General features: G+C 71.8%; 12 protein-coding genes and 1 pseudogene. 7 read left to right on the top strand and 6 right to left on the bottom strand.

Annotated elements, in window-relative coordinates; translation table 11 throughout:
• Positions 1 to 15 precede the first annotated feature (15 nt).
• The 3 genes from ACIRFL_RS19320 to ACIRFL_RS19310 all read left to right on the top strand — a co-directional run bounded on the left by ACIRFL_RS19320 (position 16) and on the right by ACIRFL_RS19310 (position 3,248).
• Positions 16 to 1,185 (top strand): phytanoyl-CoA dioxygenase family protein, encoded by a 1,170-nt coding sequence (locus ACIRFL_RS19320; protein WP_404029810.1) that lies wholly within the window; start codon positions 16 to 18, stop codon positions 1,183 to 1,185.
• 83 nt (positions 1,186 to 1,268) lie between these two features.
• Complete coding sequence (locus tag ACIRFL_RS19315; RefSeq protein ID WP_404029808.1) at positions 1,269 to 2,045, top strand: SDR family oxidoreductase; 777 nt, start codon at positions 1,269 to 1,271, stop codon at positions 2,043 to 2,045.
• 198 nt (positions 2,046 to 2,243) lie between these two features.
• Positions 2,244 to 3,248, top strand: coding sequence for a Gfo/Idh/MocA family oxidoreductase (locus ACIRFL_RS19310; RefSeq protein WP_404029807.1), 1,005 nt, complete (start codon positions 2,244 to 2,246; stop codon positions 3,246 to 3,248).
• A 60-nt stretch (positions 3,249 to 3,308) separates the two neighbouring features.
• On the opposite strand, the gene ACIRFL_RS19305 is transcribed toward ACIRFL_RS19310, so the two are convergent.
• The 4 genes from ACIRFL_RS19305 to ACIRFL_RS19290 all read right to left on the bottom strand — a co-directional run bounded on the left by ACIRFL_RS19305 (position 3,309) and on the right by ACIRFL_RS19290 (position 6,887).
• A complete protein-coding gene (locus tag ACIRFL_RS19305; protein WP_404029805.1) occupies positions 3,309 to 3,500 on the bottom strand; it encodes a hypothetical protein in 192 nt (63 codons plus the stop codon).
• A 378-nt stretch (positions 3,501 to 3,878) separates the two neighbouring features.
• Positions 3,879 to 4,787: an ATP-binding cassette domain-containing protein gene (locus ACIRFL_RS19300; protein WP_404029803.1), complete on the bottom strand. Its 909-nt coding sequence runs from the start codon at positions 4,785 to 4,787 to the stop codon at positions 3,879 to 3,881.
• A gap of 4 nt (positions 4,788 to 4,791) precedes the next feature.
• A complete protein-coding gene (locus tag ACIRFL_RS19295) occupies positions 4,792 to 5,868 on the bottom strand; it encodes an ABC transporter permease (RefSeq protein WP_404029801.1) in 1,077 nt (358 codons plus the stop codon).
• The gene (locus ACIRFL_RS19290) at positions 5,868 to 6,887 is read right to left on the bottom strand and encodes a sugar ABC transporter substrate-binding protein (protein ID WP_404029799.1); all 1,020 of its coding nucleotides are present in this window, start codon (positions 6,885 to 6,887) and stop codon (positions 5,868 to 5,870) included. The genes ACIRFL_RS19295 and ACIRFL_RS19290 overlap by 1 nt, the downstream gene beginning before the upstream one ends.
• Before the next feature lie 302 nt (positions 6,888 to 7,189).
• Between ACIRFL_RS19290 and ACIRFL_RS19285 the strand changes: the two genes are divergently transcribed.
• Both ACIRFL_RS19285 and ACIRFL_RS19280 read left to right on the top strand, forming a co-directional pair.
• A complete protein-coding gene (locus ACIRFL_RS19285) occupies positions 7,190 to 7,348 on the top strand; it encodes a hypothetical protein (RefSeq protein WP_404029798.1) in 159 nt (52 codons plus the stop codon).
• A 27-nt stretch (positions 7,349 to 7,375) separates the two neighbouring features.
• Positions 7,376 to 7,515: pseudogene (locus ACIRFL_RS19280) on the top strand (carbohydrate ABC transporter permease); the annotation flags it as partial.
• A 49-nt stretch (positions 7,516 to 7,564) separates the two neighbouring features.
• Here ACIRFL_RS19280 and ACIRFL_RS19275 read toward each other — a convergent pair.
• Both ACIRFL_RS19275 and ACIRFL_RS19270 read right to left on the bottom strand, forming a co-directional pair.
• Positions 7,565 to 8,551 (bottom strand): aldo/keto reductase, encoded by a 987-nt coding sequence (locus ACIRFL_RS19275; RefSeq protein WP_404029796.1) that lies wholly within the window; start codon positions 8,549 to 8,551, stop codon positions 7,565 to 7,567.
• Positions 8,552 to 8,626: 75 nt separating this feature from the next.
• The gene (locus ACIRFL_RS19270) at positions 8,627 to 9,292 is read right to left on the bottom strand and encodes an NUDIX domain-containing protein (RefSeq protein ID WP_404029794.1); all 666 of its coding nucleotides are present in this window, start codon (positions 9,290 to 9,292) and stop codon (positions 8,627 to 8,629) included.
• Positions 9,293 to 9,637: 345 nt separating this feature from the next.
• On the opposite strand from ACIRFL_RS19270, the gene ACIRFL_RS19265 reads away from it, so the two are divergent.
• Together ACIRFL_RS19265 and ACIRFL_RS19260 are read left to right on the top strand one after the other, a co-directional pair.
• Entirely contained in the window at positions 9,638 to 11,125 is a 1,488-nt protein-coding gene (locus ACIRFL_RS19265; protein WP_404029792.1) for a glycoside hydrolase family 76 protein, read from the top strand.
• Positions 11,126 to 11,208: 83 nt separating this feature from the next.
• Complete coding sequence (locus tag ACIRFL_RS19260) at positions 11,209 to 13,071, top strand: glycoside hydrolase family 76 protein (RefSeq protein ID WP_404029790.1); 1,863 nt, start codon at positions 11,209 to 11,211, stop codon at positions 13,069 to 13,071.
• Positions 13,072 to 13,142: the final 71 nt, after the last annotated feature.

Genomic DNA, 13,142 nt, shown 5'->3' with positions numbered 1-13,142 from the left:
AAAAGAGGGACGCCGATGTCCGTCACCGCCGCGCAAGGCCGTGCCTGGCTGTCCGAACGGGACTGCGATCTCGACGCGTTCCGTGCGCTCGTCGGGCGGACCACCCGCCTCGCCGACTATCCGCACGCCTCGGCGGTGCAGCAGAACGTCCTCGTCTACGACAGCGCCCGGCTGCGCGCCGCCGACGACGCGCGGAAGGTCGCGGCGGAACTGGTCCGCGCGCTGACCGACGGGCCCGGCGTCGTGGTGTTCCAGGGCGCCTTCCCCGACACCTCGGTCGTGGACCGGGCCACCGCCGTGTTCGACGCGCTGATCGCCGAGCAGCGGGCCGCGGGTGCGCCGGCCGGCGACCACTTCGCCGCGCCGGGCACCAACGACCGGGTGTGGAACGCCCTGGAGAAGGCGGCGCCGGCCGACCCGGAGGCGTTCGCCGACTACTACGCCAACGACATCCTGGCCCTCGTCTCGACGGCCTGGCTCGGGCCCGGCTACCAGGTCACCTCGCAGATCAACGTCGTCAACCCGGGCGGCGCCGCCCAGTTCCCGCACCGCGACTACCACCTGGGCTTCCTCACCGGTGAGGTCGCCGCCGCCTACCCGGCGCATGTGCACCGCCTCTCGCCCGTGCTGACCCTCCAAGGCGCGGTCGCCCACTGCGACATGCCCGTCGAGTCGGGGCCGACGCTGTATCTGCCGTACTCGCAGCGGTACGAGCCCGGCTATCTGGCCTGGCGGCTTCCGCGGTTCCGGGCGTACTTCGAGGAGCACCACGTCCAGCTCCCGCTGGCCAAGGGCGACGCGGCCTTCTTCAACCCCGCGCTGTTCCACGCCGCCGGCGCGAACCGCTCCGCGGACGTGCGGCGCATGGCCAACCTGCTCCAGGTGTCCTCGGCGTTCGGCCGGGCGATGGAGACGGTGGACCGGCAGGCCGTGGTGAACGCGGTCTTCCCGGTGCTGCTGAAGCGGCGCGCCGAGGGCGTGGGCGAGCCGTGGCTGGACCGGGTGATCGCGGCGAGCGCCGAGGGCTACCCGTTCCCCACCAACCTCGACCGCGACCCGCCGCTCGACGGCCTGGCCCCGCCCAGCCAGGCGGACCTGGTACGGCGGGCGGTGCGCGAGGAGTGGACCCCGCAGGCCCTGCGGGACGGGCTGCGGGCCGGCGCCGAGCGGCGCGCGAGCCGATGAACGCCGGCTCACACCGGCGACGGCCGATGAAAGCCGCCGAGGGCGGACGAAGAGCGTACGAGAGCTGAAGGGGCAGGCACATCATGGGACTTCTCGACGACAAGGTGGTCCTCGTCAACGGCGGTAGCCAGGGCGTGGGCGCCGCCATCGCGCGGGCCGCCGTCCGCGAGGGGGCCACCGTCGCCGTGACCGGGCGGCGCCCCGAGCCGGGCGAGGCGCTGGTCGCCGAGCTGTCGGCGACGGGCGGCAAGGCACGGTACGTGCGGGCCGACCTCGCCGACGCCGAGCAGGCCAAGGCGGCCGTGGCGGAGGTGGTCGCCGCGTACGGCCGGGTCGACTGCCTGGTCAACTCGGCCGGGCTCACCTCGCGCGGCACCCTGCTGGACACCACGCCCGACCTGTTCGACGCGCACATCGCGATCAACCTGAAGGGGCCGTTCTTCGCCATGCAGGCGGCGGTCGCCGACATGGTGGCGCGCGAGGCGCCCGGCACGATCGTCAACATCATCACGTCCTCGGCGCACGGCGGTCAGCCGTTCCTCGCCCCGTACGTCGCCGCCAAGGCGGGCCTGATCGGTCTGACCCGCAACGCGGCGCACGCCCACCGCTGGGACCGGATCCGGATCAACGGCCTGAACATCGGCTGGACGGCCACCGAGGGAGAGGACGCGACGCAGCGGACCTTCCACGGCGCCGGGGACGACTGGCGCGAGCAGGCCGCGGCCCGGCTGCCGATGGGCAAGCTCGGCCAGCCGGACGAGATCGCCGACTTCGTGGTGTTCCTGCTGTCCGAGCGGTCCGGCGTGGTGACCGGTTCCGTGATCGACTGGGACCAGAACGTCCTGGGCGGCCTGGACTAGGCGCTCCGCTGGTTCGGCCGTTGGGCGCCGTCTGTCGTCTGTCGTCGGTCGGGTGCGGCAGGCATTGTGGCTGGTCGCGCAGTTCCCCGCGCCCCTTTGGGGCGCCACCTGTCGTCGGTCGGGTGCGGCGGCGTTGTGGCCGGTCGCGCAGTTCCCCGCGCCCCTTCGGGGCGCTCTGTATCTAGGAGTTGCACGTTTATGCGTATGGGAATTCTTGGGCTCGGGCGTATCGGGGCCTTTCATGCCGAGACACTGGCCGCACTGGACGCGGTCGAGTCCCTGGTCGTCGCCGATCCGTTCGCGGACGCGGCCAAGGCCGCCGCCGAGCGGTTCGGGGCGCAGGTCGCGGACTCACCCGAGGCGGTGCTGGCCGCCGGTGTGGACGGCCTCGTCGTGGCGGCGGCGACCGACGCCCATCCGGCCCTGATCCTGGCCGGTGTCGAGGCGGGGGTCCCCGTCTTCTGCGAGAAGCCCGTCGCCCGCACGATGGCGGAGGGTGTGGCGGTGCTCAGGTCCGTGGCGGACAGCGACGTGCCCGTCCAGATCGGCTACAACCGGCGCTTCGACGCGGGCTTCGTCGCCGCGCGGGCCGCGGTGCAGGGCGGTGAACTCGGCACGTTGCACACGATCCGCTCGACCACGCTGGACCCGGCCCCGCCGCCGGCCGCGTACATCGCGGCCTCCGGCGGCATCTTCCGCGACTGCAGCGTGCACGACTTCGACATCATCCGCTGGGTGACCGGCCGCGAGGTGACCGAGGTGTACGCGGTGGGCGGCAACCGGGGCGCCGACTACATCAAGGAGGCGGGCGACGCGGACACCACCGGTGCGATCCTGACGCTGGACGACGGCACCATCGCGGTGGTCTCCAACAGCCGCCACAACGCGCGGGGCTATGACGTCCGCATGGAGTTGCACGGCTTCCGGGACTCCATCGCCGTCGGCCTGGAGGACAAGCTCCCGTTGCGCTCCGTCGAGCCCGGGGTGACCTTCCCTGCCGGCCCCCCGCACGATTTCTTCATGGACCGCTTCACCGACGCCTACCGCGCCGAACTGACGGCGTTCACCGAGGTCGTGGCCGGCCGCCGGCCCTCTCCGTGCACGATCGCGGACGCCCTGGAGGCCGGCTGGATCGCGGAGGCCTGCACGCTGTCCCTGCGCGAGCACCGTCCGGTGACGGTCGAGGAGGTCCGCACGGCCTGAGGGGGGCCGCACCGCCCCGGCGACGATGCGCCGCCCGCCACCGGCCGTGCCCGAGGGGGCTCACAGGCAGTAGCGGACCAGCCAGTCGTCGGGGTGGTAGGCGTCCCGGGCGGGGTCGCGGGGCGTGGCCTGGTTCGTCTCCACCGTGTCCCGCGGGTGGATACGCCGCGGCAGCGTGCCGAAGCGGGAGCGGCGCAGGGCGGCCTCGGCCGTCGCGTCCGGCATCTGCTGCTGCGCTCTCGTGTGTGTCATCCCGGTCCTCCCCGTCGTGCCGGTTCCTGGTGTGCACACCCTTGCACCGGGTGAACGCGTGCGGCGGGCCGCGGGTTCCCGCCCGGGGCCGAAGAGCCGGTCCGGAAGGACGGCGCCGAGGCCGGACGCGCCGGCGCGCCCGCGGGCTCTCGCCCGCACGGGCGCGGGAGCCGGCGCGTGCGCGGGAGCCGGCGCGTGCGCTGGGCTGCGGCCCGTCCGGCTCGCACGGGTACACGTCCTCATCCGAGGATCGCGGACAGCTCCGCCCGAGTCGCTGAGCGCCGGCCGGCACCGGCTCCGACTCCGGTGCGGCGGCGGGCGGTTCGCCCCAGAAGTCGGGGCCCCCGACTCGGATGCGGTCGGGGGCGTTCGCCATGGTCAGGGCGTCTGTTCGGGGGAGTCCGCGGACGGCGCGGCAAGATCGCCCGCCTCGGGAAGCTCCTCCACGTCGACACCGCGCACCTGCGCCAGTTCGTGCTTGAGGGCCGCGAGTTCGGCGCCGCCCGCCATGTGGTTGGTCAGTTCCTCCAGGGTGATCTTCGAGCGCTCGGCGCTGAGTTCGAGGGTGCCGAGGCGCAGCACGTTGAAGTGGTCGCCGACCATGTAGGCGTGGTGCGGGTTGTGGGTGATGAAGATGACGCCGAGGCCGCGGTCGCGGGCGGCGGCGATGTACTTCAGGACGACACCGGACTGCTTCACGCCGAGTGCGGCGGTCGGCTCGTCCAGGATCAGGACGCGGGCGCCGAAGTAGACGGCGCGGGCGATGGCGACGCACTGGCGCTGGCCGCCGGAGAGCGTGCCGATGGGCTGCTCCAGGTCGTCCAGGACGATGCCCATGTTGCGCAGTTCCCGGTCGGCGGTCTGCTTCATGCGGGCGATGTCCAGGCGGCGGACCGGCCAGGGGCCCTTGGTCATCTCGGAGCCGAGGAAGAAGTTGCGCCACACCGGCATCAGGGGGACGGTTGCCAGGTCCTGGTAGACGGTGGCGATGCCCACGTCGAGGGCTTCGCGCGGGGTGCCGAAGCGCACCGGCCGCCCGTCGACGAGGAAGTCGCCCTCGGTGTGCTGGTGCAGCCCCGAGATGATCTTGATGAGGGTGGACTTGCCGGCGCCGTTGTCGCCCAGGACGCAGGTCACCCGGCTCGGGTGCACCGTGAGGTCGACGCCGTGCAGGGCGCGGATGTTCCCGTAGGACTTGCCCGCGCCGCGCAGTTCGACGAGCGGTGCGTTCTCGTCGGGCGCGTCCTGGAGGACGGCGCCGTGGGTTCCGGTCGTGTCGCTGGTCATCGGGTCACCTCCGGGTCGCCGTGCGCTGGACCCACAGATTGATGAGGACGGCGCCGAGCAGCATGACGCCGAGGAACGCCTTGAACCAGTCGGGGTTCCAGCCGGCGTAGACGATGCCCTGGTTCACCATGCCGAACATGAAGGCGCCGAAGACCGGGCCGATCGCGGAGCCGTAACCGCCGGTGAGCAGGCAGCCGCCGATCACCGCCGCGGCGATGTAGATCAGCTCCTGGCCGACGCCCTCGCCGGACTGCACGGTGTTGAAGGCGAAGAGCTGGTGCATGCCGACGAACCAGGCGCCGAAGCCGACCGCCATGAACAGCGTGATCTTGGTGAAGTCGACGGGGACGCCGACCGCGCGGGCGCTGTCCTTGTTGCCGCCCACGGCGAAGATCCAGTTGCCGTACTTGGTGCGCAGCAGCACCCAGGTGGCCAGGGCGGCGAAGACCAGCCACCACACCACGGTGATCTTCACCTGGACGCCGCCGATGTCGAAGGAGGACGCGAAGATCTTCTTCGCCTGGTCGAAGCCGTCCATGTCGCTGATGTCGTCGGTGGCGACGTTGCCGGTGACCAGCTTGGTCACGGCGAGGTTGAGGCCCTGGAGGATCAGGAAGGTGCCGAGGGTGACCAGGAAGCTGGGCAGTCCGGTCCTGACCACCATCCAGCCGTTGAACGCGCCGATGGCGAGGGAGACGATCAGGGCGACGATCACGCCCATCCAGACGTTCAGCGTCAGCTGGTAGCTGAGCATGCTCGCGGTCAACGCCGAGGAGACCACGGCGACGCCGGAGGAGAGGTCGAACTCGCCGCCGATCATCAGCAGGGCCACGGGCAGGGCCATGATGCCGATGGTCGAGGACTGGTAGAGGACGGTGGCCATCGAGCTGCCCTGGCGGACCGCGGGCGCGGCGACGAGGAAGAAGACGAGGACGGCCAGCGCGCCGAGGAAGACGCCCACCTCCGGGCGGGCCAGCATGCGCAGTACCAGGGGGCGCTCGGCGGTGCGGCCGTCGCTCTCCTTGCGGCCGGGGCCCGGCGGTGTGCCGACCGCCGGCTCAGCCTGTTGGGTCATACTCATCACCGGGTGCCCTTCGCGGCGAACTGGGCGACCCTGTCGACGTTCGACTTGTCGACGAAGGCGGGCCCGGTCAGCACCGGCTGCTCACCGCCGCCGCTGTAGTTGCCGTTGTTCTTGTACAGCCACAGGGAGTCGACCGCCAGATAGCCCTGCAGATACGGCTGCTGGTCCACCGCGAACTGGATCGTGCCCTTGGAGATGGCGCCGGTCAGGTCCTTGTTCAGGTCGAACGTGGCGATCTTCGCCTTGCTGCCCGCGTCCCCGGCCGACTGGACCGCGGCCAGGGCGTAGGGGGCGCCGAGGGCGACGACGTAGTCGATGCCTCTGTCCTGCTTCAGCTTGGCGGTGATCGTCGACTGCACGGACGGCATGTCGGTGCCGTTCACGTACAGCGTCTCCGTGGTGCCGGAGAACGTCTTCTTCACGCCGTCGCAGCGCTGGGTGAGGCCGACGTTGCCCTGCTCCTGGATCACGCACACGGCCTTCTTGGCGCCCTCCTCGTTCAGCCGCTTGCCGAGCGCTTCGCCGGCGACGCTCTCGTCCTGGCCGAAGAACTCCAGCAGCCCGAGCTTCTTCCAGTCGCTCACACCGGAGTTGAGGCCGACCACGGGGATGTTCGCGGCCTTCGCCTTGGCGATGACGTCCTTCATGGCGTCCGGCTTGGCGAGGGTCACGGCGATGCCGTCGACGTGCTGGTCGACGGCGTTCTGCACCAGGTTGGCCTGGGCGCCGGCGTTCGGGTCGTGCGCGTAGACGAGCTTGATGTTGTCCTTGGCCGCCGCCGCCTCGGCTCCCTTGCGCACGATGTCCCAGAAGGTGTCGCCCGGGGCCTGGTGGGTGACCAGGGCGACCGTCATCCGGGGAGTGGTGGCCTTGCCCGCGGAGGCGCCCGACCCTCCCTCGTCGGCCTTCTTTCCGCCGGAGCTGCTGGAACAGCCTGCGAGAGCCAGCGCAGCCGCGGCGGCGACGGCCACGACGGGGGCCAGTCTGCGGGAGCGGGAGCGAGAAGAGCGGTCCATCTTTCCTGCACCTCACTGTGCTACCGGGGAAAGGGAGGGATCCGCGAGGATCCGGGTCCCTGAACCGGGGCGGTCCGGGTCGTTGTGCGGTGTGTGCTGGGACGGGATCCAAGTGCCTGACGCGCCTGCTGTCAATACTTTGTTAAGACATCATTTCACAATCAGGTCCGAATGTAATTACAAACCGTGGACAGCGTGACCCGCCGGGTCCTCCACCTGGAAGGCGTCGGACCCCGACCCTGAGGACAGCCTAGGGAGCATCAGGCACGACCGAGTCGGTCACGCCCTACGATCTGATCACGATGAGCACGCGGCGCTCGCCACGGCCCGCGTCCGCGACCGGCCGACCCGGCGCCCCCTTCGACCGCCAACTGCTGGTCGGCCTGCGGCAGTTCAGGAGCCTTCCGGGCGGTCCCGTGCGGGTCGGTCACGTCTCGGGCAGGAGAGACCTGGCCTATTGACGCCGGCCGGACATGCGGCTGTGATGCTCGCTGCCGCAGGAGCTGACCGAGGCCGCGCCCGTCGACGGGGCCTCGGTGTGGCGGCTGTACTGGCAGATCACGCTGCCGCTGTCATCTCGACCGGGGAGAACATGCCGATCACCTCCGCGCTGAACATCGTCAACGGGCTCACCCTGGGCTCCGACAAGGGCTGATCCGGCACCGGTAGCACGCCTCTCAGTGGGCCTCGTCCAGCCGGGCCCGCTGCTCCGCCGTCAGCTCCAGGTCCACGGCGGCCAGGTTCTCCTCCAGCTGGGCCACCGAGGAGGCACCGGCGAGCGGGACGACGGGCAGCGGCCCGCCCAACTGCCAGGCCAGCACCACCTGGTTGGGGGTCGCGCCGGTCTGCCGGGCGACATCGCGCAGGGCCGCGAGCCGGGCCGGGGTGCCCGGGTGGTCGTAGTCGGGCCGCAGCGGCTTGTCCGCCCGGGTGTACGCGCCGGTCAGCAGCGGCGAGTAGGCGACCAGGGTCAGCTCCGGCTCGGCCCGCAGATAGTCGATCAGCTGTGCGTCCGTGCCGCCCAGAGAGCCGTCCGGGAACAGGTCGCTGGGCACGTCGGTGCGCGGCCTGAGGTAGCTGTGCTGGTACTGAAGGACCTCGTAGCCGGGCAGGCCCGCCCCGGCGGCCAGCGCGCGGGCCCGCTCCACACGCCACACGGCGTGGTTGCTCACGCCGAGCAGGCCGACGGTGCCCTCGGCGACGAGCGCGGCGAACCCCTCGACGGTCTCCCGCAGCTCCACGGTCGGCTCCGTTATGTGCGCGTAGAGCAGGTCGAGTTTCGCCACGCCCAGGCGTTCGCGGCTGCGCTCGGCGGACTCGCGGATCACCTTCGCCGACAGGCCCTCGGGGTTGTCGACATAACTGGTGCCGGGGGCGAGCGGCCGGGCGCCGAGCTTGGTCGCGATGACGATCTCGTCGCCGACGCCCCGGCTGCGCCGCCAGCGGCCGAGCAGCTCCTCGCTCTGCCCGCCCTGGCCGCCGTCCTCCCAGAACGCGTAGTTGTCCGAGGTGTCGATGAAGTTCCCGCCGGCCTCGACATAGCGGTCGAGCACGGCGAAGGAGGTCTTCTCGTCGGTCCGCGAGCCGAACAGCATGGCGCCGAGCGCGAGCACGCTCACCCGGCGGCGGGTGGCCGGATCGGAGCCGATGGTGCGGTACTTCATGGGTGTCCCTCCGTTCCACGCACCCGGCATGTCGGGTGCGTGCAACGGAGTCTCATGCCTGGAGCGCTCTTCAAGTCAAGCGGCGGCGAACGGCCCTTCCAGCGCCGCCCATTGGAGCAGCATGATCGTCTTGGCGTCGGCGATCTCGCCGGTGCGGATCATCTCCAGGGCCCGGCGGAAGGGCAGTTCGAGGATCTCGATGTCCTCGCCCTCCTCGTGAAGACCGCCGCCCTCGTGGGTGCGGGTCGAGGGACCGTAGGCGGCGGCGTAGAAGGAGACGCGTTCGGTGACCGAGCCGGGGCTCATATAGACGTCGAAGACGTGCCGGACCTCGCCCACGGTGTGCCCGGTCTCCTCCACCGCCTCGCGCCGCACGGCGACCTCGGGGTGCTCGTCCTCGTCGTCGAGCAGTCCGCCCGGGGTCTCGATGAGCATGCCGTCGGGGTGGCCGTTGACGTAGACCGGGAAGCGGAACTGCCGGGTGAGCAGCACGGTCGCCCGTTCGGCGTCGTACAGCAGCAGGGTGGCTCCGTTGCCGCGGTCGTGCGTCTCGCGCTGCTGGGTGCTCCAGGTGCCGTCGGCGCGGCGGAAGTCGAAGGTGGTGGCGCGTTCGACGTACCAGTGGCTGGAGAGGAGTTCCACCTCGCGCACCCTGACACGGGGGTTGCCGGTGAGGTCGAGGCCGGTCCGGTCGAGGCCGGTGCGGCCCCGGCGGTCGGGGGTGTCGATGCCGGCGGTCATCGGCCGGCCGCCGGTTCGGCGACGGCGTACGAGTCGTTCATGGTTGCTCCCTCTCCAAGCAGGTCCGGTGAAGTCCGCCGCGGTTCGCCGGCGCCCTGAAGGGGCGCGGGGAACTGCGCGACCAGCCACGATGGTGCCGCAGGCGACCGATGGCATAGCACGGCCCATCCAGCGGCGCGCCTGGCATCCCGGGCGCCGGGGCACGCACGCGCCCCGCCACGCTCACCGGGTTCTTCTTCAACTCCCGTACGTGTGCGTCCCGTTGACGCCCGGCCCGCCGCTCACTACCGTCCGAGAGCGCTCTCATATCCCGCACACCGCAGCACGTCCCGACGGGGAGGCCCCATGACTCCCGCACCACGCCTCGGCCTGCGACCACCGCGCGGCCTGCGCCGCCCGGCCGCGGCGCTCGCTCTGGCGCTGCTCGCCGCCCTCGCCCCGCGCCCGGCGTCCGCCGCCAGCGCCACCGTGGCGGCGACCGTCTGCAACCGGTACTGCGACGCCCGTGACCCCGCCCTCTCCCCGGGCGACCGGACCCCGGTCACCGCGACCCTGTACGGGCGGTCGGTCGTCCTCCACTTCGACGACGCCGACGCGATGGGCTGGGCGTCCATCGGCAACGGCAGCCCGGGTGACGAGGTCTGGCTCGACCGCTCCTTCGACGGCGGCCGCACCTGGAGTGCGGGCAGCAGGCTCGGCGCCACCGCCGTCCCGGACGGCCGGCGCGACTGGCGCACGCTCATGTACAACGTGGACGACTGGAACAACCACGGCGTCGGCGCGCTGCGCGCCTGCGGCAGGGCCGGGGACCGCGCCGAGATCGCGTGCACCCCGTGGGCCCGCACCACCTGGAACGCCGGCGAGCGGCGCACGGCGGCGGCCACCGCTCTGATGACCTTCTACAACTACGGAACCGGCCTGTTCGACACCACCGGCTGGTGGAACTCGGCCAACGCCCTGACCGCCGTCATCGACAACATCCGGGTGACCGGCATGGGCAGTTACGCCTACGCGGTCTCCCGCACCTACGACCTGAACGTGAACTCGCGTGACGGGCAGTTCCGCAACGAGTACATCGACGACACCGGCTGGTGGGGACTGGCCTGGATCGCCGCCTACGACCTGACCGGCGACAGCCGCTATCTGAACACCGCCCGCGCCGACGCCGACCACATGGCCGCGTACTGGGACGGCACCTGCGGCGGCGGTGTGTGGTGGAGCACGGCGCGGACCTACAAGAACGCCATCGCCAACTCCCTGTACATCCAGCTGAGCGCGGCCCTGCACAACCGGATCCCGGGCGACACGACGTATCTCGACCGGGCCCGCGCCGGCTGGTCCTGGTTCCAGGGCACCGGCATGATCAACGGCTCCCAGCTGGTCAACGACGGCATCGACCTGTCCACCTGCCGCAACAACGGCCAGGCCGTCTGGTCGTACAACCAGGGCGTGCTGCTCGGCGCGCTCACCGAGTTGCACCGGGCCACCGGCGACGGCGCCCTGCTCACCCGCGCCCGGCAGATCGCCGACGCGGCGACCACGGCCCCCTCGCTGCACACCGCGGAGGGCATCCTGCGCGACCCGTGCGAGGACGGCGACTGCGGCGGCGACGGGCCGTCCTTCAAGGGCGCGCATGTGCGGGGCCTCGGCCGGCTCAACGCGGCGCTGCCGGACCATCCCTACACGGCCTATCTGCGCCGCCAGGCGGACCGCGCCCAGGCGGGCGACCGCAACGCCCTCGACCAGTACGGGCTGCGCTGGTCGGGGCCCGTCGACAAGGTGGACGCGGCGCGCCAGCACAGCGCCCTCGACCTGCTCGACGCGACGCCGTGAACACTGTGAACACCGTGAACACTGTGAACACCGTGAACGCTGTGAACACCGTGAACGCCACGAACAGGGACGGACGGTATCCCATGACAGCGCGGACCCATCCCCTCCTCGGCGGATTCCTGGCCCTGTTGCTGGCCCTGGCCGGGCTGCTGGCCCTGCCCGCGCCCGCCCGTGCCGCGACACAGGTCTGTGCCCTGGCGTGCGACACCCTGGACCCCTCGCGGGCCCGCCAGGACGGCTTCCCGGTGCCGGACCGGAACATCAACGGCCGGATCCTGCGGCTGCACGTCTCCGACCCGGACGACATGGCCTGGGCGAGCATCGACAACGGCGTCAGCGGCGACTCGGTGTGGCTCGACCGGTCCTGGGACCGGGGCGCCACCTGGGAGCCCCTGCTCGGCAAGGCGAGCATCCCCGGCACCTGGACCGGCACCCGCACGCTGATGTACAACATCACCGATCCGGTCGGGCACCGGCGCGGCTGGATCCGCGCCTGCGGTGACGCGAACGCCGTCACCTGCACCGACTGGGTGTACCCGACGGTGTGCGACGGCTCGCGGTGCGACGGGGCCGACCCCGCCACGGCCGCGGGCGACGACACACCCGTGCCGTCCACCAGCCTCTTCGGACGCACCATCAGCCTGCACGTCGACCAGCGGGGCGGCATGGCCTGGGGCGTCGTCTCGGGCGGCGCGGCGGGCGACGAGATCTGGCTGGACCGCTCCTGGGACGGCGGCGCGAGCTGGCCCGAGGGGTCCTCCCTCGGCCGTACGAGCGTGCCGTCCGGTGCCGCCTCGGCCCGTACGGCCATGTTCGCCACGCGGGACCCGCGCGGTCTGCTGTACGGCGGGGCCGTCCGCGCCTGCGGCCGTGAGGCCGCTCACCAGGAGGGCAGTTGCACGGCCTGGGCCAGGCCCGCGCCGACCCGGGCGCGCGCCGCTGCGGACGCGCTGATGGCGTCGTACCACACGATGGAGGGCTGGTGGCACAGCAGTTGGTGGAACTCGGCGGCGGCGCTGACCGCGCTGGTCGACTTCGCCGAGCGCACCGGACGGCACGACTACGACTGGGCGATCGCCCGTACCTTCGAGCAGAACCGCGGTGTCTTCCCGGCGGGCGCGCGCAGCTCGGACCCGGTCGAGGGCCACTTCATCAGCCGGGCCGTCGACGACGCGGCCTGGTGGGCGGTGGCCTGGCTGACCGCCTACGACCACACGGGCGAGCGACGCTATCTGGACGAGGCGGTCACGATCACCGACTACGTCCACCAGTACTGGGACACCGGCAGCTGCGGCGGCGGGGTGTGGTGGGACCGGGAGCGCACCTACAAGAACGCCGTGACCAACGGCCTGTATCTGTGGCTGGCCACCTCACTGCACCAGCGGATCGGCGGCGACACGGTGTGGGGCGCCCGCGCGGCCACGGCGGCCGACTGGTACCTGGGCAGCGGGATGATCAACTCCTCCGGTCTTGTCAACGACGGGCTGACCGCGTCGTGCGGCAACAACGGCCAGACCGTGTGGAGTTACAACCAGGGCCTGGCCATCGGCGCGTTCACCCAGCTGTGGCGGTCCACCGGCGACGGCCGGTACCTGCAGACCGCGAAGCGGCTGGCCGACGCGGCGATCTCCTCGCCGGCGCTGACCCGCGACGGCGTGCTGACCGAGTCCTGCGACCTCGGCGCGAACTCCTGCGACGACAACCAGAAGCAGTTCAAGGGCATCTTCGTGCGCCACCTCGCCGACCTGGCGGACGCCACCGGGTCCGCCGCCTACCGGGCCTACCTCACGCGGCAGGCCGACTCGCTCTGGGCCACCGACCGTGACCCGCTCAACCGTCTCGGCCAGCGCTGGTCGGGTACCTCCCCCAACCCGGCGGACTGGCGCACCCAGGCGAGCGCGCTGGAGGCGCTGACGGCGGCGGAGCGCCTGGCGGGCTCGGGCTGACCGCCGTGCGGCGGCCCGTGCCTGACGGGCGTCGGATCGTCCTCGGTGAGGCCGAGCGAGGCCGGCGACTG

The organism is Streptomyces sp. NPDC102462 (assembly GCF_044765425.1).
Taxonomy (GTDB): Bacteria; Actinomycetota; Actinomycetes; order Streptomycetales; family Streptomycetaceae; genus Streptomyces.
Note: the sequence above shows the minus strand (reverse complement) of the source record. Positions and strands in the feature narration are given on the sequence as shown.

Bases quoted from the DNA above. Each gene is read 5' to 3' on its own strand.
- ACIRFL_RS19320 (WP_404029810.1), top strand. From the start codon at position 16: ATGTCCGTCACCGCCGCGCAAGGCCGTGCCTGGCTGTCCGAACGGGAC.
- ACIRFL_RS19315 (WP_404029808.1), top strand. From the start codon at position 1,269: ATGGGACTTCTCGACGACAAGGTGGTCCTCGTCAACGGCGGTAGCCAG.
- ACIRFL_RS19310 (WP_404029807.1), top strand. From the start codon at position 2,244: ATGCGTATGGGAATTCTTGGGCTCGGGCGTATCGGGGCCTTTCATGCC.
- ACIRFL_RS19305 (WP_404029805.1), bottom strand. From the start codon at position 3,500: ATGACACACACGAGAGCGCAGCAGCAGATGCCGGACGCGACGGCCGAG.
- ACIRFL_RS19300 (WP_404029803.1), bottom strand. From the start codon at position 4,787: ATGACCAGCGACACGACCGGAACCCACGGCGCCGTCCTCCAGGACGCG.
- ACIRFL_RS19295 (WP_404029801.1), bottom strand. From the start codon at position 5,868: ATGAGTATGACCCAACAGGCTGAGCCGGCGGTCGGCACACCGCCGGGC.
- ACIRFL_RS19290 (WP_404029799.1), bottom strand. From the start codon at position 6,887: ATGGACCGCTCTTCTCGCTCCCGCTCCCGCAGACTGGCCCCCGTCGTG.
- ACIRFL_RS19285 (WP_404029798.1), top strand. From the start codon at position 7,190: ATGAGCACGCGGCGCTCGCCACGGCCCGCGTCCGCGACCGGCCGACCC.
- ACIRFL_RS19275 (WP_404029796.1), bottom strand. From the start codon at position 8,551: ATGAAGTACCGCACCATCGGCTCCGATCCGGCCACCCGCCGCCGGGTG.
- ACIRFL_RS19270 (WP_404029794.1), bottom strand. From the start codon at position 9,292: ATGACCGCCGGCATCGACACCCCCGACCGCCGGGGCCGCACCGGCCTC.
- ACIRFL_RS19265 (WP_404029792.1), top strand. From the start codon at position 9,638: ATGACTCCCGCACCACGCCTCGGCCTGCGACCACCGCGCGGCCTGCGC.
- ACIRFL_RS19260 (WP_404029790.1), top strand. From the start codon at position 11,209: ATGACAGCGCGGACCCATCCCCTCCTCGGCGGATTCCTGGCCCTGTTG.